Annotated in this window: 15 protein-coding genes; 4 read left to right on the top strand and 11 right to left on the bottom strand. The window is 72.8% G+C overall.

Going from position 1 to position 18,023, the window contains the following annotated elements; translation table 11 throughout:
• Positions 1-57 precede the first annotated feature (57 nt).
• Complete coding sequence (locus ACZ4VT_RS08155) at positions 58-558, top strand: DinB family protein (RefSeq protein ID WP_467947693.1); 501 nt, start codon at positions 58-60, stop codon at positions 556-558.
• An 80-nt stretch (positions 559-638) separates the two neighbouring features.
• Here the strand turns inward: ACZ4VT_RS08155 and ACZ4VT_RS08150 are convergent, their stop codons facing one another.
• On the bottom strand, positions 639-1,379 hold the full coding sequence (locus ACZ4VT_RS08150; RefSeq protein WP_467947691.1) for a siderophore-interacting protein: 741 nt from the start codon (positions 1,377-1,379) through the stop codon (positions 639-641).
• A 76-nt stretch (positions 1,380-1,455) separates the two neighbouring features.
• Between ACZ4VT_RS08150 and ACZ4VT_RS08145 the strand changes: the two genes are divergently transcribed.
• The 3 genes from ACZ4VT_RS08145 to ACZ4VT_RS08135 all read left to right on the top strand — a co-directional run bounded on the left by ACZ4VT_RS08145 (position 1,456) and on the right by ACZ4VT_RS08135 (position 6,249).
• Positions 1,456-3,597, top strand: coding sequence for a penicillin acylase family protein (locus ACZ4VT_RS08145; RefSeq protein WP_467947690.1), 2,142 nt, complete (start codon positions 1,456-1,458; stop codon positions 3,595-3,597).
• The gene (locus tag ACZ4VT_RS08140) at positions 3,594-4,193 is read left to right on the top strand and encodes a GNAT family N-acetyltransferase (RefSeq protein ID WP_467947689.1); all 600 of its coding nucleotides are present in this window, start codon (positions 3,594-3,596) and stop codon (positions 4,191-4,193) included. Before ACZ4VT_RS08145 ends, ACZ4VT_RS08140 begins: the two co-directional genes overlap by 4 nt.
• A gap of 169 nt (positions 4,194-4,362) precedes the next feature.
• On the top strand, positions 4,363-6,249 hold the full coding sequence (locus ACZ4VT_RS08135; RefSeq protein WP_467947687.1) for a protein kinase domain-containing protein: 1,887 nt from the start codon (positions 4,363-4,365) through the stop codon (positions 6,247-6,249).
• 66 nt (positions 6,250-6,315) lie between these two features.
• On the opposite strand, the gene gatB is transcribed toward ACZ4VT_RS08135, so the two are convergent.
• The 10 genes from gatB to ACZ4VT_RS08085 form a co-directional block, all read right to left on the bottom strand.
• Positions 6,316-7,827 (bottom strand): Asp-tRNA(Asn)/Glu-tRNA(Gln) amidotransferase subunit GatB, encoded by a 1,512-nt coding sequence (gene gatB, locus ACZ4VT_RS08130; protein ID WP_467947685.1) that lies wholly within the window; start codon positions 7,825-7,827, stop codon positions 6,316-6,318.
• 16 nt (positions 7,828-7,843) lie between these two features.
• The gene (locus ACZ4VT_RS08125) at positions 7,844-8,077 is read right to left on the bottom strand and encodes a hypothetical protein (protein WP_319722110.1); all 234 of its coding nucleotides are present in this window, start codon (positions 8,075-8,077) and stop codon (positions 7,844-7,846) included.
• 5 nt (positions 8,078-8,082) lie between these two features.
• Positions 8,083-9,576 (bottom strand): Asp-tRNA(Asn)/Glu-tRNA(Gln) amidotransferase subunit GatA, encoded by a 1,494-nt coding sequence (gene gatA, locus ACZ4VT_RS08120; protein ID WP_467947683.1) that lies wholly within the window; start codon positions 9,574-9,576, stop codon positions 8,083-8,085.
• Between the two features lie 5 nt (positions 9,577-9,581).
• Positions 9,582-9,878 carry an Asp-tRNA(Asn)/Glu-tRNA(Gln) amidotransferase subunit GatC gene (gene gatC / locus ACZ4VT_RS08115; protein WP_030010586.1) on the bottom strand — a complete coding sequence of 99 codons (297 nt, stop codon included), beginning with the start codon at positions 9,876-9,878 and terminating at the stop codon, positions 9,582-9,584.
• Positions 9,879-10,127: 249 nt separating this feature from the next.
• Positions 10,128-12,308, bottom strand: coding sequence for a putative bifunctional diguanylate cyclase/phosphodiesterase (locus ACZ4VT_RS08110; protein ID WP_467947681.1), 2,181 nt, complete (start codon positions 12,306-12,308; stop codon positions 10,128-10,130).
• A 407-nt stretch (positions 12,309-12,715) separates the two neighbouring features.
• The gene (gene ligA, locus ACZ4VT_RS08105; protein ID WP_467947679.1) at positions 12,716-14,917 is read right to left on the bottom strand and encodes an NAD-dependent DNA ligase LigA; all 2,202 of its coding nucleotides are present in this window, start codon (positions 14,915-14,917) and stop codon (positions 12,716-12,718) included.
• 30 nt (positions 14,918-14,947) lie between these two features.
• On the bottom strand, positions 14,948-15,931 hold the full coding sequence (locus ACZ4VT_RS08100; RefSeq protein ID WP_467947678.1) for a methionine synthase: 984 nt from the start codon (positions 15,929-15,931) through the stop codon (positions 14,948-14,950).
• Entirely contained in the window at positions 15,928-16,617 is a 690-nt protein-coding gene (locus ACZ4VT_RS08095) for an SDR family oxidoreductase (protein WP_467947677.1), read from the bottom strand. Before ACZ4VT_RS08095 ends, ACZ4VT_RS08100 begins: the two co-directional genes overlap by 4 nt.
• Positions 16,618-16,666: 49 nt before the next feature.
• On the bottom strand, positions 16,667-17,617 hold the full coding sequence (locus tag ACZ4VT_RS08090; protein ID WP_467947676.1) for a hypothetical protein: 951 nt from the start codon (positions 17,615-17,617) through the stop codon (positions 16,667-16,669).
• Between the two features lie 2 nt (positions 17,618-17,619).
• Complete coding sequence (locus tag ACZ4VT_RS08085; protein ID WP_467947675.1) at positions 17,620-17,964, bottom strand: DUF1330 domain-containing protein; 345 nt, start codon at positions 17,962-17,964, stop codon at positions 17,620-17,622.
• Positions 17,965-18,023 lie beyond the last annotated feature (59 nt).

The following is an 18,023-nucleotide window of genomic DNA, read 5'->3' as shown; positions in this document are numbered from 1 at the left end:
CCTGCCCGCCGCCGCCGGGGTTCCCCGGCGAGGGGATCAACGGGCAGGATCGCCCGCATGGAACGCATCGGCCCGCCCCTGACCGGCAACGAGCGCGAGACCCTCCGGGCCTTTCTCGACTATCACCGGGCCACCCTCGCCTGGAAGTGCGAGGGCCTCACCGACGAGCAGTTGCGCGAGAGCTCGGTGCCCCCGTCCACGCTGTCCCTGCTGGGGCTGGTCCGGCACATGGCCGAGGTCGAGCGGCACTGGTTCCGCCGCGTACTGAACCGCGAGGAGCTCCCGCACCTGTGGTCGGACACCCACGACTTCCAGGCCGCCTACGACGCCTCCGGCTCCAGCCGCACCGAGGCCTTCACCGCCTGGCGGGACGAGGTCGCGCACGCCCGCCGGATCGAGTCCGCAGCCGACTCCCTGGACGTGACGGCGTACGTGCCGAGCTGGGAGGAGGAGGCCTCGCTGCGCCTGGTCATGCTCCACCTCATCCACGAGTACGCCCGCCACAACGGCCACGCCGACTTCCTGCGCGAGGCGCTCGACGGCGCCACCGGCGCCTAGGCCGGGCCGTCTCCCGGCGACACGGCCCGGCGGCGGCACGGCGCGGCAGGCCCGGCGGCGGCACGGCCCGGCGCGCCGTCTCAGCCGCCCGTGCCCGGCCGCCAGTAGCCGAGGCCGTTCACCCGGTGCTTCGGCAGCGCGAGGTCCTTGCGGAGGTACGCCGTCAGGGCGCGCGTCGTCACCGTGTCGCAGGCCAGCCAGACGTACGCCGACTCCGGGTCGCCGAGCAGCTCGGGGAGTTCGGCCCGGACCCGGTCGGCCAGCGCCGTGCCGCCCCGCGGTACGCGGCGGACGTCGCGCAGTTCCGTGTCCCCGCGAACCGGCAGTTCCGCGTCCGAGGCGTGCTGCGTCTCGAACCAGAGGGTCGCGGGGGTCTGCGGGTAGGCGTCCATCAGCGAGTTGACCGCCGGGAGGGAGGCCGGGTCGCCGATGACGAGCAGGCGCTCGGGGGCCGGGACCGGGCCGGTGAATGCGGTGCCCTGGACCGTGGCCTCGATCGTGTCGCCCGGCTGGGCGCCGCGCGCCCAGGCGCTGGCGGCCCCGTCGTGCAGGGCGAACTCGAAGCAGAAGGTGCCCGCTTCGGGATCCGGGTCGACGAGCGTGTAGGCGCGCTGGTGCGGGCGGCCCGCGCCCTCGAACCAGACCCGGACCCACATCGTCGGGTGCAGCGATTCACCGGCGGCCGCCAGCAGCCCGCCGTCGGTGAAGTGGACCCGGCGGTAGTGCTCCGTGACGTCTTCCGCCGCCGTGACCGTGAACGTGAAGTCCTTGCCCCGCATGAGCTTCAGGACCACGCCCTCCCAGCCCTTGCCGACAGCCATGTCCAGCCCCTCCCCTGTACGCATCTATAGTTAGGGCAGCCTAACCTAATGCACCTTGGGGAAGAGTGTGAGCAGCGTGAGCAGTGTGAGCAGCGAGAACGACTCGGAGACCTCCGAAGCGTACGAGGTCTTCCGCGACCCCTGGGGCGTCCCCCACCTCCGCGCATCCGACGAGCTCCGACTCGTCTACGCGCAGGGCCGCGTCACCGCCTTCGACCGCGCCTGGCAGCTGGAGGTCGAGCGGCACCGCGCCCAGGGCTCCAGCGCCTCCTTCCTCGGCGCGGACTCCGTCGGCTGGGACCGCTTCGCCCGCCAGTGCCGCCTCGCCGACACCGCCCGCCTCTGCCACGAGGCCCTGGAAGCCGACGATCCCGCCACCGCCGCCTGGGTCCGCGCGTACGTGGACGGCGTCAACGACGGGCTCGCCGCCGGCGCCGCCCGCGACGAGCGCTTCGCCCGCACCGGCCTCACCCCCGCCCCCTGGGAGCCGTGGGTCCCGCTCGCCGTCTGGACGGCCACCCACATCCTGTTCGCCGGCTTCCCCACCAAGCTGTGGCGCGAGCGCGTCGCCCGCGCCCTCGGCGACGAGGCGGTCACCCTCTTCGCCACCGACGGCCCCGGCACCGCCGGCAGCAACGGCTGGCTGGTGCCGGGCGACCGCACCGCCTCCGGCTCGGCGATCATCGCGGGCGACCCGCACCGCTTCATCGAGGACCCGGGCGTCTACCAGCAGATACGTCTCTCCTGCCCCGAGTACGACGTGCTCGGACTGGCCGTCCCCGGCGTCCCCGGCCTCGGCCACTTCGGCCACACCGGCACCGCCGCCTGGGCGATCACCAACGCGATGTCCGACTACCAGGACCTGTACGTCGAGCAGTTGCGCCGCGGCGCCGACGGCGTCGTCGAGGCCCTCGGCGCGGACGGCGCCTGGGAGCCCGTCACCCGCCACACCGAGACCATCACCGTGGCCGGCGGCGAGGACGTCGAGGTGGAGGTCCTGGAGACCGCCCGCGGCCCCGTGATCATCCACGCGGACGGGGACACCGCGGCCGACGCGCACGCCGAGGCCCACGGCGACGGCAGCGCGCAGACGCTCTCCCTCCGCTACCCGCCCCGGGTCCGCCGGGACCTGGGCTTCGCCGCCCTCCCCGCCCTCCTGCGCGCCCGTACGGTCGCCGACATCGACCGCGCCTTCGACGGCTGGGCCGAGCCGGTCAACGTCGTCCACGCCGCCGACACCGAGGGCGGCCTGCTGCACCGCGTCGCGGGCGCCGTGCCGCTGCGCCACCGCGCCAACCGGCTGCGCCCCGTGCCCGCCTGGGACCCGCAGCACGCCTGGCAGGACTGGGCCCCGACCCCCGCCGAGCCCGTGCAGGGCTTCGCCGTGATGGCCAACGCGCGCGGGATCGCCTCCCCGCTCGGCGTGGAGTTCGCACCCCCGCACCGCGCCAACCGCATCCGCGAGCTGCTCAGCGGCTCCGCGGACTGGACCCCGAAGGCGATGGCCGACGTACACCGGGACACGTACCTGGCCTCGGCCGCGCCCCTGCTCGCCCTGCTGCCCGGCTTCGAGGACCTGACCCCGGCGGCGCAGGCGCTGCGCGCCCGGCTGCTGGCCTGGGACCGGCACATGGCCGCCGACAGCGGCGACGCCACCGTCTTCTCGGCCTTCCGCAGCGCGACCGTACGCCGCTTCGCCGCCGACCCGGTCTTCGAGGGGCTGTGGGGCGCGCCCGCCGGCCCGGCCGTCTTCCACCCGTGGCAGTACCTGGTCCCGAAGATCGGCTACGCCCTCGAAGGCCTGCTCACCACCTCCCTCGTCCCCGGCCTCGACCGTGCGGCGCACGTCCGGGCCGCCCTGGAGGAGACGGCCGCGGCCGGCGCCCCCGACACCCCCTGGTCCGAGGTGCACCGCCTGACCCCCTGGCAGGCCGTGCCCGACCTGGAGGCCACGCAGTGGCCCGGTCTCGGCGGCGACCACGACTGCGTGAACGCCACCTCCACCGTCCCCGGTTTCACCGACCTCACCGCCCGCGCGTCGGCGGCCCGTTACGTCTGGGACCTCGCCCGCCGCGAGGACAGTCTCTGGGCGGTCCCCCTGGGCGCGGACGGCGTCACCGGCTCACCCCACCACCGCGACCAGCTCCCCCTGTGGGCCGCTTGCGAACTCGTCCCCGTCGTCACCGACTGGACCCGTCTCACCAAGGAATCGATATGACCTCCGCCCCCTCCGTCAGACAGCCCGTGCACACCCAGGTCGTCGAGGGCTTCGGCACCGTCACCATCACGCCCGTCGACCCGGCCGCCGACTCCGCGCTGATCCACAGTTGGGTCACGCAGGAGCGGGCCCGCTTCTGGGGCATGGGCGAGGCCAGCCGCGAACTGGTCCAGGAGATCTACGAGGACGTCGACCGCCGCACCACCCACCACGCCTTCATGGTCAGCCGCGACGGTGAGCAGGTCGCGCTGTTCCAGACGTACGACTGCGCCGAGGACCGGGTCAGCGAGTGCTACGAGGTGCGGCCCGGCGACGTCGGCGTGCACCTGCTGATCGGACCGAACGGGGGTGCGGCCGAGCGCGGCTTCACCGGGGCCCTGATGGCCGTCTTCATCGGGTTCGTGTTCTCCGACGGCGCCGCGCGGCGCGTGGTCGTCGAACCGGACGCCCGCAACACCAAGGCCATCGCCCGCATGGAGCGCACCGGCTTCGTGCTCGGACCGGATGTCGTCCTCCCGGAGATCGACCTGCCCGAGGTCTACCTCCCGGCAAAGCCGGCCCGGCTGGCGTTCTACGACGCTCCGGCAACCCGCTGACGGTTTCACCCACTCGGCCGGGCGGCCGGCGAACGGAGCCTGCCCCACGGGCGGTTCCGCGCGCAGGGCGCCCGGCCGCGCTTCCCACGGGGATTTCCGATTCCGATTGACCGCGCACGTATCCCCCGGGAAGCTGATGCCCTCTCAAACTGTGTTGAGGTGGGGGACATTGACCAGTCAGAACCTGCACATCGGACCGGACTCGGCGGCGGACCGGTACCGCCTGCTCCGGTCGATCGGGCGTGGCGGGGAGGCCGTGCTCTATCTCGCGGAGATCGAGCTCGCCGGCGGATCCGAGCCCGTGGTCGTCAAGGTGCTCGACTCCAAGACGACCATCACTCCCGACATCTTCGACCGCATCAGCCAGAAGTGGAACGAGCAGGCCGAACTGCTGCGCTTCGTCCACCGGCCCGGAGTGGTGGGCGTACGCGAGCACTTCGAGGGTCCGCCGATCCACCGGCCCGGGGAGTCCTCGACCCTGACGGGGCGGGCGCTCGTCCTCGTGATGAACCACGTCGACGGCCTGGACCTGCGGGACTGGCGGGCCGAGCGGACGCTCGCCACCGCCGCCGAGCGGCGCGAGGTGATGCGCACGCTGGAGCAGCTGGCCGACGTACTGGACTGGCTGCACTCGGGGAAGGCCACCCCGTCCGGGCGCCAGGTCGTCCACGGCGACCTCTCCCCCGGCAACGTGATGGTCGACGCCCACGGGCAGGCCACGCTCGTGGACTTCGGCCTCAGCAAGCTCACCGCCGACCACCAGACGGCGGAGGTCTGGTTCACCCCGGGCTACGCGGCACCCGAGGTCTTCGACGGCAAGCGGACGCCGGGCACGGACCGGTACGCCTTCGGGGCGATCGCCTACTTCCTGCTGAGCGGGCAGTCACCGCCCGCCACGCCGGAGCAGCTGGCTCAAGCGCTGACGGCGCTGCCGCAGATCGCCGTGCTGGACGCCGAGCAGCGGGCGCGGATCGCCTCGATCTACGCGGCCGACCCGGGGAAGCGGCCGGTGAACCTGGCCGGCTGGATGAAGGACGTCCGCCACGCGGTGGTGTCGACGACCACCTCCACCTCGCAGCGGGCCGTCCAGGAGACTCCGCCGCGCCCGGCCGCCCCGCCCCAGCCCGCGGTTCCGCCGCAGCCCGCGAGCCCGCCGCCGGTGGCGGCGGCGGCGCCGCCCGCGTACACCCCGATCGCGCACGAGGCTCCGGCGGCGTCGCCTGAGCCCGTCCCGGTACCGGACCGGGCGACCGCCCCGGAGACGGTGCCGGATCCCGCGCCGACGGCCGCGCCGGAGCCTGTCGCGGCGGCCGTGCCCCCCGGGTACGGGCCGACGTACAACCTGAACCCGGCACCGGCCCCGGCACCGGCCCCGGCCCCGCCGGAGCCCGTGCGTCCGAAGAAGCGGCGGACCGGCCTGGTCCTGGGCTCGGTGGCCACGGTGCTGGTGCTGGCCGCCCTCGCGGTGGTCGGCGTACAGCTCCTGGGTGACAAGGACAAGGACAAGAGCGGGGGCGTCCAGGCGGGCGGCTCCACCCCGAGCGCCGGGGGCGCCACCGGCGCTCCGGCCGAACCGACACCCTCCGCCTCCCGCGCCACCCCGCCGGGCAGCGGGTCCGGGCCGTCGGACAGTCCGGGACCGAGCGACCCCGGCACCGCGCCGGCGAGCAACGTGGCGGACCTGACCAACCTCCAGCCCATCGACGGGCTGAACGGCCTGCGGGTGTCGGCCGCCACGCTGAACACCAAGTCTTACGGCAGCTCCTTCGTCGCGGACTGCTCGCAGACCTCGTCCACCGAGTTCAACCTCAACCGGGCCTGGTCCCAGCTTGAGTTCACGGCCGGGATCGCCGACAACTCGCCCGTCGAGCGGGGCCGCATCTCCGTCTCCATCGACGACCAGCCCGCCCTCTTCAACGAGGAGGTCTCCCTGGGCAAGCCGGTCTCCAAGACGGTCGAGGTCAAGGGCGCCCTGCGGCTGCGGATCCGGGTCGAGGACACCTGCGGCCTCAAGGACGGGTACGTCGTCCTCGCCAGCCCCACCCTGAAGCGCTGAGCCCGGGTACGCGCGAGGGCGCCCCGCACCGGTACGGAACCGGTGCGGGGCGCCCTTCGTTCACTCTCAGCCCTCGGAGACGCCCAGGCGCTCCAGGATGAGCTCCTTGACGCGCGCGGCGTCGGCCTGGCCGCGGGTGGTCTTCATGACCGCGCCGACCAGGGCGCCGACCGCGGCGATCTTGCCGCCGCGGATCTTGTCGGCGATGGCCGCGTTGCCCGCGATGGCCTCGTCCACGGCCGCGCCGAGCGCGCCCTCGTCCGAGACGACCTTCAGGCCGCGCTTCTCGACGACCTCGTCCGGGGTGCCCTCGCCGGCGAGGACGCCTTCGAGGACCTTGCGGGCCAGCTTGTCGTTGAGCGAACCGTCCGCGACCAGGGCCGCGACCCGGGCCACCTGGACCGGGGTGATCGGCAGCTCGTCGACCACGACGCCCTGCTCGTTGGCGTTGCGGGCCAGCTCGCCCATCCACCACTTGCGCGCGGCGGCCGGGTCGGCACCCGCCTCGATCGTGGCGACGATGGAGTCCACGGCGCCCGCGTTGAGGATCGACTGCATGTCGTGCTCGGTGACGCCCCACTCCTCGCGGAGCCGGTTGCGGCGCACGCGCGGCATCTCGGGCAGCGCGCCGCGCAGCTCCTCGACCCACGCGCGGGCCGGGGCCACGGGCACCAGGTCGGGCTCCGGGAAGTACCGGTAGTCCTCGGCGTTGTCCTTGATGCGGCCGGCCGTGGTGGAGCCGTCCTCCTCGTGGAAGTGCCGGGTCTCCTGCACGATCGAGCCGCCGGAGGTCAGCACGGCCGCGTGGCGCTGGATCTCGAAGCGCGCGGCGCGCTCGACGGAGCGCAGCGAGTTGACGTTCTTCGTCTCGCTGCGGGTGCCGAACTCGGACTCGGGGGTCGGGCGCAGCGACAGGTTCACGTCGCAGCGCATCTGGCCCTTGTCCATGCGGGCCTCGGAGACGCCGAGCGCCTTGATGACCTCGCGCAGCTCGGCGACGTACGCCTTGGCGACCTCGGGGGCCCGTACGCCCGCGCCCTCGATGGGCTTGGTGACGATCTCGATGAGCGGGATGCCGGCGCGGTTGTAGTCCAGCAGGGAGTGGGACGCGCCGTGGATACGGCCGGTGGCGCCGCCGACGTGCAGCGACTTGCCGGTGTCCTCCTCCATGTGGGCGCGCTCGATCTCCACGCGGAAGATCTCGCCGTCCTCCAGCTGGACGTCCAGGTAGCCGTTGAAGGCGATGGGCTCGTCGTACTGGGAGGTCTGGAAGTTCTTCGGCATGTCCGGATAGAAGTAGTTCTTCCGGGCGAAGCGGCACCACTCGGCGATCTCGCAGTTCAGCGCGAGACCGATCTTGATGGCGGACTCGATGCCGATCGCGTTGACGACCGGGAGCGAGCCGGGCAGGCCGAGGCAGGTGGGGCACGTCTGCGAGTTGGGCTCGGCGCCCAGCTCCGTGGAGCAGCCGCAGAACATCTTCGTCTTGGTGCCGAGCTCGACATGGACCTCAAGGCCCATGACGGGGTCGAACGAGGCGAGAGCGTCCTCGTACGACAGCAGTTCGGTGAAGGTCACGGTGAAACTTTCCCTCTCAGCCCAGCAGGACGTCGTCGTCGCCCAGGCGCTTCAGCTCGCGGTACAGGATCGCGAGGCCGGTGACGATGGCGGCGGCGGACACGGCGGCGTCGATCAGCCGCAGCACGTCGCCGTCGCTGCGGGCCAGCTTGGCCTGCTTGGCAACGCTCACGGCGCCGAACGCGGTGGTGGCCAGCGAGACGTAGACGCCGGTTTTCGACTTCTTGAAGTTCTTGGCCTTCTTTGCCATGGCACTCACAGCGACGGAGCCTCCTCGAGCAGCGGGTGACCCCAGCGTGCGACGAAGGCGGCCTCGACGGCGGCACCGACCTTGTAGAGCCGGTCGTCCTTCATCGCCGGGGCGATGATCTGCAGCCCGACCGGGAGACCGTCCTCCGGGGCCAGGCCGCAGGGGAGCGACATGGCGGAGTTGCCGGCCAGGTTGGTCGGGATGGTGCACAGGTCCGCGAGGTACATCGCCAGCGGGTCGTCGGTGCGCTCACCGATCGGGAAGGCGGTGGTCGGGGTCGTCGGGGAGACGATCACGTCGACCCGCTCGAAGGACTTCTCGAAGTCCTGGGTGATGAGCGTGCGGACCTTCTGGGCGGAGCCGTAGTACGCGTCGTAGTAGCCGGAGCTGAGCGCGTACGTGCCGAGGATGATGCGGCGCTTGACCTCGTCGCCGAAGCCGGCTTCGCGGGTCAGGGCGGTGACGTCCTCGGCGGACTTGGTGCCGTCGTCGCCGACGCGCAGGCCGTAGCGCATGGCGTCGAAGCGGGCCAGGTTCGAGGAGCACTCGGACGGCGCGATCAGGTAGTACGCGGCCATCGCGAGGTCGAAGGACGGGCAGTCCAGCTCGACGATCTCGGCGCCGAGCTCCTTGAGGAGCTCCACCGACTCGTTGAAGCGCTGGACGACGCCGGCCTGGTAGCCCTCGCCGGCGAACTGCTTGACCACACCGACGCGCATGCCGGCGACCGAGCCGTTGCGGGCGGCCTCGACGACCGGCGGGACCGGGGCGTCGATGGAGGTGGAGTCCATCGGGTCGTGGCCCGCGATGACCTCGTGCAGGAGCGCCGCGTCCAGGACCGTGCGGGCACAGGGCCCGCCCTGGTCGAGGGAGGAGGAGAAGGCGACCATGCCGTAGCGGGAGACGCCGCCGTACGTGGGCTTCACGCCGACCGTGCCGGTGACGGCGGCGGGCTGGCGGATGGAACCGCCGGTGTCCGTGCCGATGGCCAGCGGGGCCTGGAAGGCGGCGAGGGCCGCCGCGGAGCCGCCGCCGGAGCCGCCGGGGATCCGGGTGAGGTCCCAGGGGTTGCCGGTGGGGCCGTAGGCACTGTTCTCGGTGGAGGACCCCATGGCGAACTCGTCCATGTTGGTCTTGCCGAGGATGACGACGTCGGCTTCCTTCAGCTTGCGCGTCAGGGTGGCGTCGTACGGCGGGATCCAGCCTTCGAGGATCTTCGAACCGACGGTGGTCGGGACCCCGACGGTGGTGAAGATGTCCTTGAGGGCGAGCGGGACGCCGGCCAGCGGGCCGAGCTTCTCGCCGCGCTCGCGCTTGGCGTCGACGGCGCGGGCCTGCGCGAGGGCGCCCTCGCGGTCCACGTGCAGGAAGGCGTTGACCTTCTCGTCGGTGGCGTCGATGCGGGCCAGGTGGGCCTCGGTCACCTCGACGGCCGTGAGCTCGCCGGAGGCGATCTTCTCGGCGGTCTCGGCGGCCGTGAGCTTGATGATGTCGACCATGGCTGTTAGTCCTCCCCCAGGATCTGCGGCACCTTGAAACGCTGCTGCTCCTGGGCGGGAGCACCGGAGAGCGCCTGCTCGGGGGTGAGCGACGGACGGACCTCGTCCGCGCGCATGACGTTCGTCAGCGGCAGCGGGTGGGAGGTCGGCGGGACGTCTTGGTCGGCGACCTCGGAAACGCGGGCGACCGCGCCGATGATGTCGCCGAGCTGTCCGGCGAAGTGATCCAGCTCGTTGCTGGACAGCTCAAGGCGCGCCAGCCGAGCGAGGTGGACGACCTCCTCGCGCGTAATGCCAGGCATGCAGCGATCCTCTGGGGGTGGGTGGATGTTTGGTTTCGGACCCAATCCTATGGGGCCCGGCGCCCGGCCTGCGAAACGGTTTGGCCCGATGCCTGAACGGGGCCGCTGCGGTTTCGCCGCGCGGGCGGCTGCCTGGGCCTCCCGGGCGGCGCCCGGACCCGCGCCGCACAGGCCGGCGCGGCTCAGACACCGGGGCTCCGCCCCGCACCCCGCTCCTCAAACGCCGGAGGGGCTGGAGGGTGCCGGCGGTCAGACCGCGTCGGCCTCGGCCGCGGCCAGTTCCGCCGAGATGTCGGCCGGGCGGCGCCAGCCGCGTTCGCCGCGGGCCAGCAGCCAGGCGGTGGCCTCCTGCGGCGGCATCGCGGCGGCGACCAGCCACCCCTGCACCGCGTCGCAGCCCAGGTCCCGCAGCCGCTCCCACGTCTCGTCGTCCTCCACGCCCTCCGCGACGACCAGCAGGCCCAGCGAGTGCGCGAGGTCCACCGTGCAGCGGACGATCTCCGCGTCCTGCGCGTCGACCGCCAGCCGGCCCACGAAGGAGCGGTCGATCTTCAGCTCGCTGACCGGCAGCCGCCGCAGGTGGACCAGCGAGGAGTAGCCCGTGCCGAAGTCGTCCAGGGACATCTTCACGCCGTGGCCGGTGAGCCCGGCCATGGTGTCGGCCGCCCGCTGGGGGTCCTCCAGCAGGACGTGTTCCGTTATCTCCAGCTGCAGCCCGCTCGCCGGGACCCCGTGCCGGGCCAGCCGGGCGGCCACCGCACCGGCGAAGCCCGGGGTGTGGACGTCGCGGGGCGAGACGTTGACGGCCACCGGGACCTTCAGTCCCTGGGCCCGCCAGCGTGCCACCTGGGCGAGCGCCGTCTCCAGGACGTACTCCGTCAGGTGCGGCATCAGCCCGGAGGTCTCGGCGATCGCGATGAACTCGTCCGGGGACACCCGCCCGCGTTCCGGGTGAACCCAGCGGACCAGGGCTTCGAGCCCGGCCACCTGGCCGTCGAAGCGGACCTTCGGCTGGTAGTGGAGTTCCACTTCGCCGGCGTCCAGGGCCCTGCGGAGGTCGCCGAGGAGGCCCAGGCGGTCGGGGGTGTTGCTGTCCCGCTTGGACTCGTACACCTCCACGCCCGTCCGGTCGCGCTTCGCCTGGTACATCGCCACGTCCGCGCGCCGCAGCAGCCCCTCCGCGTCCAGCGCGTGGTCGGGGAAGACGGCGAGGCCGGCGCTGGCCTCAAGGACGAGGGTGAGACCGTCCAGGTCGAGCGGGGAGCTGAGCTCCGCGACCAGGTGGCGGGCGACGCGCTGGGCGCTCGTGGTGGAGTCGGTGAAGGGGAGCAGCACGGCGAACTCGTCGCCGCCGAGCCGGGCCGCCTCGGCTTCCTCGGGCAGGGCCTGGCGCAGTCGGTCGGCGATCTGGAGCAGCAGGCGGTCGCCCGCCAGGTGGCCGAGGGTGTCGTTGACCGCCCGGAAGCGGTCCAGGTCGATCAGCACAAGAGCTGCCCGGGTGCCCAAACGTTCAGCCTCGTCCAGGGCGGACCAGGCGCGCTCCAGCAGCCACTGCCGGTTCGGGAGGCCGGTCAGCGGGTCCCGCAGCTGTTCCTCGGCGCGCGCCCGGGCGATCCACAGGGTGGAGTCCAGCGCGATCAGCGGGACGGCGAACAGCGGCAGCAGGACCGGCTGGGTGACCGCGACGACGCAGATCAGGGGGGCGATGCCGAGCAGCGCCACCGCGACTAAGGCCTGGCGGAGCAGGGCGGTGCGGGCGACGGTGGGCAGGCCGCCGCCGCGCGGGGCGAGCGCGATCCAGAGCAGGACCCGGGTGACGAGCAGGTAGGCGACGGCGACGAGGACCACCTCGGGGACCGCCTCCAGCTCCCAGGCGGTGGGCAGCCAGGGGGTCTCGACGGAGGGTTCCACCCCGAAGGCGGCGAGGACGAGGGCCCCGGCGCCGATGCCGAGGATGTCCACGGAGCCGTGCAGCAGACCCTGCCGCCAGCGGTGCCGGCGGGCGGCTCCGACGAGGGAGACCACCGCCAGCGAGACGAGGCCCGCGGGCACCCACCCGTAGAGGAGGAGCACGCCGAGGGTGAGCGCGGCGCCGGATCCGGTGCCGCCCCACCAGCGGTCGCGGCCCAGGGCGACCAGGTGGCCGACGATGATGCCGGTGAGCAGGGCCAGCGCCCAGCCGACCGTGCCGCCGGGGAACAGCGCGTGACGGCCGCTCAGCGCGGACACGATGCCGGCGCCGAGGACCACGACCGAGAGGCCCACGACCAGGAAGGGCAGCACGCCGCGCCGTTCCTGTCCGCCCGCGTCGGTGTCGATCGGTCGGGTCTCCGGTGTCCTGGCACCCAGGACCCCGAGCCTGCCCGCCCGCATGGACGGGAGTTCCCCGCCGAATTCAGGTGACGGGTCGGCGCTTTCGGTGGGTTTCATGCCCGTACCTCTCACAGCCGGCGATGCCGATGTCACGCGATGGCCCCGATGTCATGCCACCACGGCCGGATCGCATCCTGCAGCCGTGCACGACAGGCGCACCCCTCAACAGTAGGACCCGGGAGGCTCCCAGGGGCAGCGGTCGGCAGTGGTTGCCCGAATGCGACCCAGCCATCCTCATCAGTACGGTATCCGCCGAACGGGTGAGTTTGGACCAGGACCCCCACGCCACCCATCCGATGATCCGACAGGTCACCGCCCTGCGACCAGCCTTGTACCAGCCGTTTACCACCGGCCGCCGCGCCTGGCGTGCGCCCGCCCGTACGGCCGCACGCCACGCATCCGTTCGCCTTCGCTACTCCCCCTCGGCGATTCCCCTCGCGGGCTTTCCCCGGTACTAACCGGTATTACTCCCCTTCGCCCTCGCCGTCCACCGGGAGCGCGGCCTCCCGCGCCGCGTCCGGGCCCTGCTCCAGCAGCACCGCGAAACCGGCGTCGTCGAGGATGGACAGCTTCAACTGCACGGCCTTGTCGTACTTGGAGCCCGGGTTGTCGCCGACGACGACGAACGAGGTCTTCTTCGACACGGAGCCGGTGACCTTGGCGCCGCGGCTCTGCAGGGCCTCTTTCGCGCCGTCCCGCGTGTGGCTCTGCAAAGTGCCGGTGACGACGACGGTCAGTCCCTCCAGCGGCCGGGGCCCCTCCTCCTCGGCGGAACCTTCCTCCTCCATCCGTACCCCGGCCTCCCGCCACTTGCGCAGGATCTCCTGGTGCCAGTCGACGGCGAACCACTCCTTGAGGGAGGCGGCGATGATCGCCCCGACCCCGTCGGTGGCGGTCAGCTCCTCCTCGGTGGCCTGCTCGATGCGCTCGATCGAACGGAACTCGCGGGCGAGGGCCTGCGCCGCGACGGGGCCGACGTGACGGATCGACAGACCGTTGATGACGCGGGCGAGCGGGCGCTGCTTGGCGGCGGCGATGTTCTCCAGCATCGCCAGGGCGTTCTTCTTCGGTTCGCCCTTCTGGTTGGCGAAGACCGTGACGATCTTCTCCTCGCCCGTCTTCGGGTCCCGCTTGGGCAGGCCGCTGTCCGGGTCCAGGACGTACGCCTTGATGGGCAGCAGCTGCTCGATGGTCAGGCCGAAGAGGTCGCCCTCGTCGAGCAGCGGCGGCTGGGCCGGCTCCAGCGGGGCGGTCAGCGCGGCCGCGGCAACCATGCCGAAGTTCTCGATGTCCAGGGACTGCCGGCCGCCCAGGTAGAAGAGCCGCTCGCGCAGCTGGGCGGGGCAGGTCTGGGCGTTGGGGCACCGGACGTCAATGTCCCCCTCCTTCATGGGCCGCAGCGCCGTCCCGCACGCGGGGCACTCGGCGGGCATCACGAACTCCCGCTCGCTGCCGTCCCGCAGGTCCACCACCGGCCCGAGGATCTCGGGGATGACGTCGCCCGCCTTGCGCAGCACGACCGTGTCCCCGATGAGCACGCCCTTGGCCTTGACGACCTCCTGGTTGTGCAGGGTGGCGAACTCCACCTCCGAGCCGGCCACCGTCACCGGCTCCACCTGCGCGTACGGGGTGACGCGCCCGGTGCGGCCGACGCCGACCTTGATGTCGATCAACTTGGTGTTGACCTCTTCGGGGGCGTACTTCCAGGCGATCGCCCAGCGCGGGGCGCGCGCGGTGGAGCCGAGCCGCCCCTGGAGGGCGATCTCGTCGAGCTTGACGACCACGCCGTCGATCTCGTGCTCCACCGAGTGCCGGTTCTCGCCGAACTCCACGATGAACGCGCGGACGTCGGCGAGGGAGGCGACCACCTTGTTGTGCCGGGCGGTCGGCAGGCCCCACTCGCGCAGCAGCTCGTACGCCTGCGACTGGCGCTCGATCTCGAAGCCCTCGCGGGCGCCGATGCCGTGGACGACCATGTGCAGCGGGCGGCTCGCGGTGACCTTCGGGTCCTTCTGCCGCAGCGAACCGGCCGCGGCGTTGCGCGGGTTGGCGAAGGGCTTGCCCTCCGCCTCCACGAGCCGGGCGTTGAGCTCCTCGAACTTCTCCATCGGGAAGTAGACCTCGCCGCGGATCTCGACGAGGGCCGGGATCCGGTCGCCCTTGAGACGGTCCGGGATCTCCGCGATGGTGCGGACGTTGGGCGTGATGTCCTCACCGGTGCGGCCGTCGCCGCGGGTGGCGGCACGGGTGAGCCGGCCGTTCTCGTAGGTGAGGTTGACGGCGAGGCCGTCCACCTTCAGCTCGCACAGGTAGTGGTAGTCCGAGGTGTTCACGTCCCGGGCCACCCGCTCGGCCCAGGCGGCCAGTTCCTCGTCGTCGAAGGCGTTGTCGAGGGAGAGCATGCGCTCCCGGTGCTCGACGGAGGCGAAGTCCGTCTCGTACGCCCCGGCCACCTTCTGGGTGGGCGAGTCGGGCGTGCGCAGCTCCGCGTACTGCTCCTCCAGCGCCTCCAGCGAGCGCAGCAGCTTGTCGAACTCGGCGTCGCTGACGACCGGCTGGTCGTTCACGTAGTACCGGAAGCGGTGCTCCTCGATCTGCTCGGCGAGCAGCTGGTGCTGCTCACGCACCGCCGCCGGTACTGCCGTGTCCTGCTGTTCGGCTGCCATGCCGTGTCCTCCCGTGCCCCGTCTCGACCGTCACTCAGGGTTGTCGGCGAGCGACCTCGCCGCCCTGACGCAATGCGCCTGCACCGCACGGGCGTAGCCGGGCGAGGCGCCCGCCAGACCGCACGACGGAGTGACCACGACGGACTCCGCGAGAGTCCCCGGGGCCAGCCCCAGCCTGCGCCAAAGCTTCCTGACACCCATGACGCTACCGGCAGGGTCCGACAACGGGCCGTCCGTGCCCGGCACCACTCCGGCGAAGAGTTTCGCACCGCCTTCGACGGCCTCCCCGATGGCGTCATCCTCGCGCTCGGTGAGCAGGGAGAAATCGAACGACACGCCCGTGGCCCCGGCCCGGCGCAGCAGGCCGAAGGGGACCTCGGGCGCGCAGGAGTGCACGATCACATCCCCGTCGTGCACGGCGAAGAGCTCGCGCAGCGTGCCCTCGACGACCTGCCGGTCGACGGCGCGGTACGTGCGGTAGCCGCTCGCGGAGCGGACCCGGCCGAGCAGCACGGCGGTCAGGGACGGCTCGTCGAACTGCAGCACGACGTCGGCGCCGGGGATCCGCTTGCGCACGTCGGCCAGGTGCTCGCGCAGCCCCTCGGCCAGCGATCCGGCCAGGTCCCGGCAGGCGCCCGCGTCCTGGAGCATCGCCTCGCCGCCATGCAGCTCCAGGGAGGCGGCCAGCGTCCACGGGCCGACCGCCTGGACCTTGAGCTTCCCGGTGTACCCCTGGGTGAACTCCTCCAGGGCGTCGAGGTCCTCGCCGAGCCAGGACCGGGCCCGCTTCGAGTCCCGTCCGGGGCGGTCGCTGATCCGCCAGCCGCTGGGCTCGACGTGCGCGTACATGTCGACGAGCAGTCCGAGGGAACGGCCGATCATGTCGGCGCCGGGTCCCCGGGCGGGCAGCTCGGGGAGGTACGGGAACTCCTCGAAGGACCCGGTGACGGTCTTGGCGGCCTCGCGGGCGTCGCCGCCGGGCAGCGAACCGACGCCGGTGGCGCTCGCGGTCACCGGCCCGGCCTGACGCTCAGGTCGTTGACCTCGGCGTCGCGCGGCAGGTCGACGGCCATGACGATGGTGGTCGCCACCGACTCGGGGTCGATCCAGGCGGCCGGGTCGTACTCCTTGCCCTCCTGGGAGTGCACCTTGGCCTGCATGGGGCTGGCGGTCCGCCCCGGGTACACGGAGGTGACGCGGATCCCGTTGGCCTTCTCCTCCGCGCGCAGCGAGTCGGCGAGGGCCTTCAGCCCGTGCTTGGAGGCGGCGTACGCGCTCCAGTCGGCGTGGGCGGTCAGGCCGGCGCCGGAGTTCACGAAGACGACGGTGGCCTTGGAGGCGCGCAGGGTGGGCAGGAGCAGCCGGGTGACCTCGGCGGGCGCGATCAGGTTGACGTTGAGCTGCTGGTGCCAGGTCTTGGGCCGGAGCTCCCCGACCGGTCCGAGGTCCACGATCCCGGCGACGTGCAGCAGGGAGTCGATGCGCTCGGGGATCGCCTGCTTGGAGAAGGCCCACGAGAGCCGCTCGGGGTCGGCGAGGTCGCCCACGAGGGCGCGCGCCCCGGGGTACCGCTCGACGAGCTGCTTGCCGCGGGCGGCGTCGCGGGCGAGGAGGACGAGGTCGTCGCCACGGGCGTGCAGGCGGGCCGCGACGGCAGCGCCGATGCCGGATCCGGCACCGGTGATCATGTGAGTAGCCATACCGCCCATGCTCGCACCCCTGCGCGTGCGCGGGAGCCGAAGGTCGAGGTCAGGTGCCGACGGACGCCGCGTGGGCCCGTTCCACGGCGGCGCGGGCGGCGGCCGCCTGCCCGGCCGTGACGGCGGGGGCGAAGCCCCGGCCGATCACGGCGTGCGGGAGCGCCTCGACGAGCCGGGCCCGTACGTCGCCGCGCGGCCCGGCCCACCGCTCCAGGGCCTGGTCGCGTACCTCGGCCAGCGCGGCGGCGCGGTCCGGCGCGGGCGGCGCGAAGCGGCCGCCGCAGGCCCGCTCGTGCTCGGCCCAGCGGTCCTCCCAGAACTCCACCGTCCAGCCCGGCCAGCGGGCGGCGAGGGCACCGCCGCGGGCCCGTGCCGCGGTCAGCCACCAGCCGACCCGGCGCCGCTCGGGATCCACGTGGATGCCGGCGTCCGCCCGCAGCCGGTGGCTCCCGTGGTCCGGGGCGTCCCGGAGCCGCTCCAGCAGGGCGGGCCCCTCCTCGACGGGGTGGTCGTTGATGTCGGCGAGCACGTGACAGCGGTCCGCTCCGATGGTGACCACGGCGACCAGCGGGTCGGGGGCGTCCAGCTCCTCGTCGTCCGGCTCCAGTGCGGGACCGGGGTGGACGGCGGTGTCCGCCTCCCGCGGGTCGAGCCCGAGGTGGGCGCGCAGCCCGCTCTGGCCGTCGTAGAGCCAGTGCACCTCCCAGCCCGGCCAGGCACACCGCAGCAGTTCCAGGGTGGCGGCCCGGGTGCGCTGCGAGGCAATGGCCCCCTCCCACGCGAAGACCAGGAGGAGCCGCCGGGCCTCGTCGGCGAGCACGCCGGCCTCGACCATGTCGTCGGGGTACCAGCTGTCCTCCCTCGCGTGGCCGCGCAGGAAGGGGAGCACCGCCTCGGGCCCGGCCAGCAGGTCGAGGTCCAGGTGCACGGCGCCGTAGGAGGAGCGGTGGCGGGTGTGGCCCCGGGGGCCCGAGAGGACGAAGACGGCCCGGTTGCCCATCGTCAGAGCCCGGCTTCTTCGCGCAGACGGGCGGCCGTCCCGGAGGCGTCGTAGTCGGCGGGGACGCCCTCGACGAGGATGACCTCGCCGGCGATGTGGTCGGTGCGCAGCGGGAGGATGGCCTGGTAGGCGCGCGAGGCGTACCAGGCGCGGGCCCGCTCGATGTCCGGGAAGCCGATCACGACGACGGTGCCGGGGAAGGGGCCCTCCAGGACCTCGACCTCCTTGCCGTGCACGAGGAAGCGGCCCTCGAAGGGGTCCATGGTCGACTGGATCCGCTCGATGTAGTCGAGGACGTCCTCGTTCATGGTCTCGGGGCGGATGTGGGCGATGGCGTACGCGGTCATGGTCGGCTCCCCTGTCGACCGGCCCGTCGGTCCGGGCCCGTTGATCCGATCCTGTCAGC

This window comes from Streptomyces sp. NPDC029164, assembly GCF_055563995.1.
The sequence above is the reverse complement of the archived record's forward strand: the minus strand, read 5'-3'. Positions and strand labels throughout refer to the sequence as shown.

What these genes read in the sequence shown, in the direction of transcription:
- ACZ4VT_RS08155 (WP_467947693.1), top strand. Translation starts at nt 58, where the DNA reads ATGGAACGCATCGGCCCGCCCCTGACCGGCAACGAGCGCGAGACCCTC.
- ACZ4VT_RS08150 (WP_467947691.1), bottom strand. Translation starts at nt 1,379, where the DNA reads ATGGCTGTCGGCAAGGGCTGGGAGGGCGTGGTCCTGAAGCTCATGCGG.
- ACZ4VT_RS08140 (WP_467947689.1), top strand. Translation starts at nt 3,594, where the DNA reads ATGACCTCCGCCCCCTCCGTCAGACAGCCCGTGCACACCCAGGTCGTC.
- ACZ4VT_RS08125 (WP_319722110.1), bottom strand. Translation starts at nt 8,077, where the DNA reads ATGGCAAAGAAGGCCAAGAACTTCAAGAAGTCGAAAACCGGCGTCTAC.
- gatA (WP_467947683.1), bottom strand. Translation starts at nt 9,576, where the DNA reads ATGGTCGACATCATCAAGCTCACGGCCGCCGAGACCGCCGAGAAGATC.
- gatC (WP_030010586.1), bottom strand. Translation starts at nt 9,878, where the DNA reads ATGCCTGGCATTACGCGCGAGGAGGTCGTCCACCTCGCTCGGCTGGCG.
- ACZ4VT_RS08110 (WP_467947681.1), bottom strand. Translation starts at nt 12,308, where the DNA reads ATGAAACCCACCGAAAGCGCCGACCCGTCACCTGAATTCGGCGGGGAA.
- ligA (WP_467947679.1), bottom strand. Translation starts at nt 14,917, where the DNA reads ATGGCAGCCGAACAGCAGGACACGGCAGTACCGGCGGCGGTGCGTGAG.
- ACZ4VT_RS08095 (WP_467947677.1), bottom strand. Translation starts at nt 16,617, where the DNA reads ATGGCTACTCACATGATCACCGGTGCCGGATCCGGCATCGGCGCTGCC.
- ACZ4VT_RS08090 (WP_467947676.1), bottom strand. Translation starts at nt 17,617, where the DNA reads ATGGGCAACCGGGCCGTCTTCGTCCTCTCGGGCCCCCGGGGCCACACC.
- ACZ4VT_RS08085 (WP_467947675.1), bottom strand. Translation starts at nt 17,964, where the DNA reads ATGACCGCGTACGCCATCGCCCACATCCGCCCCGAGACCATGAACGAG.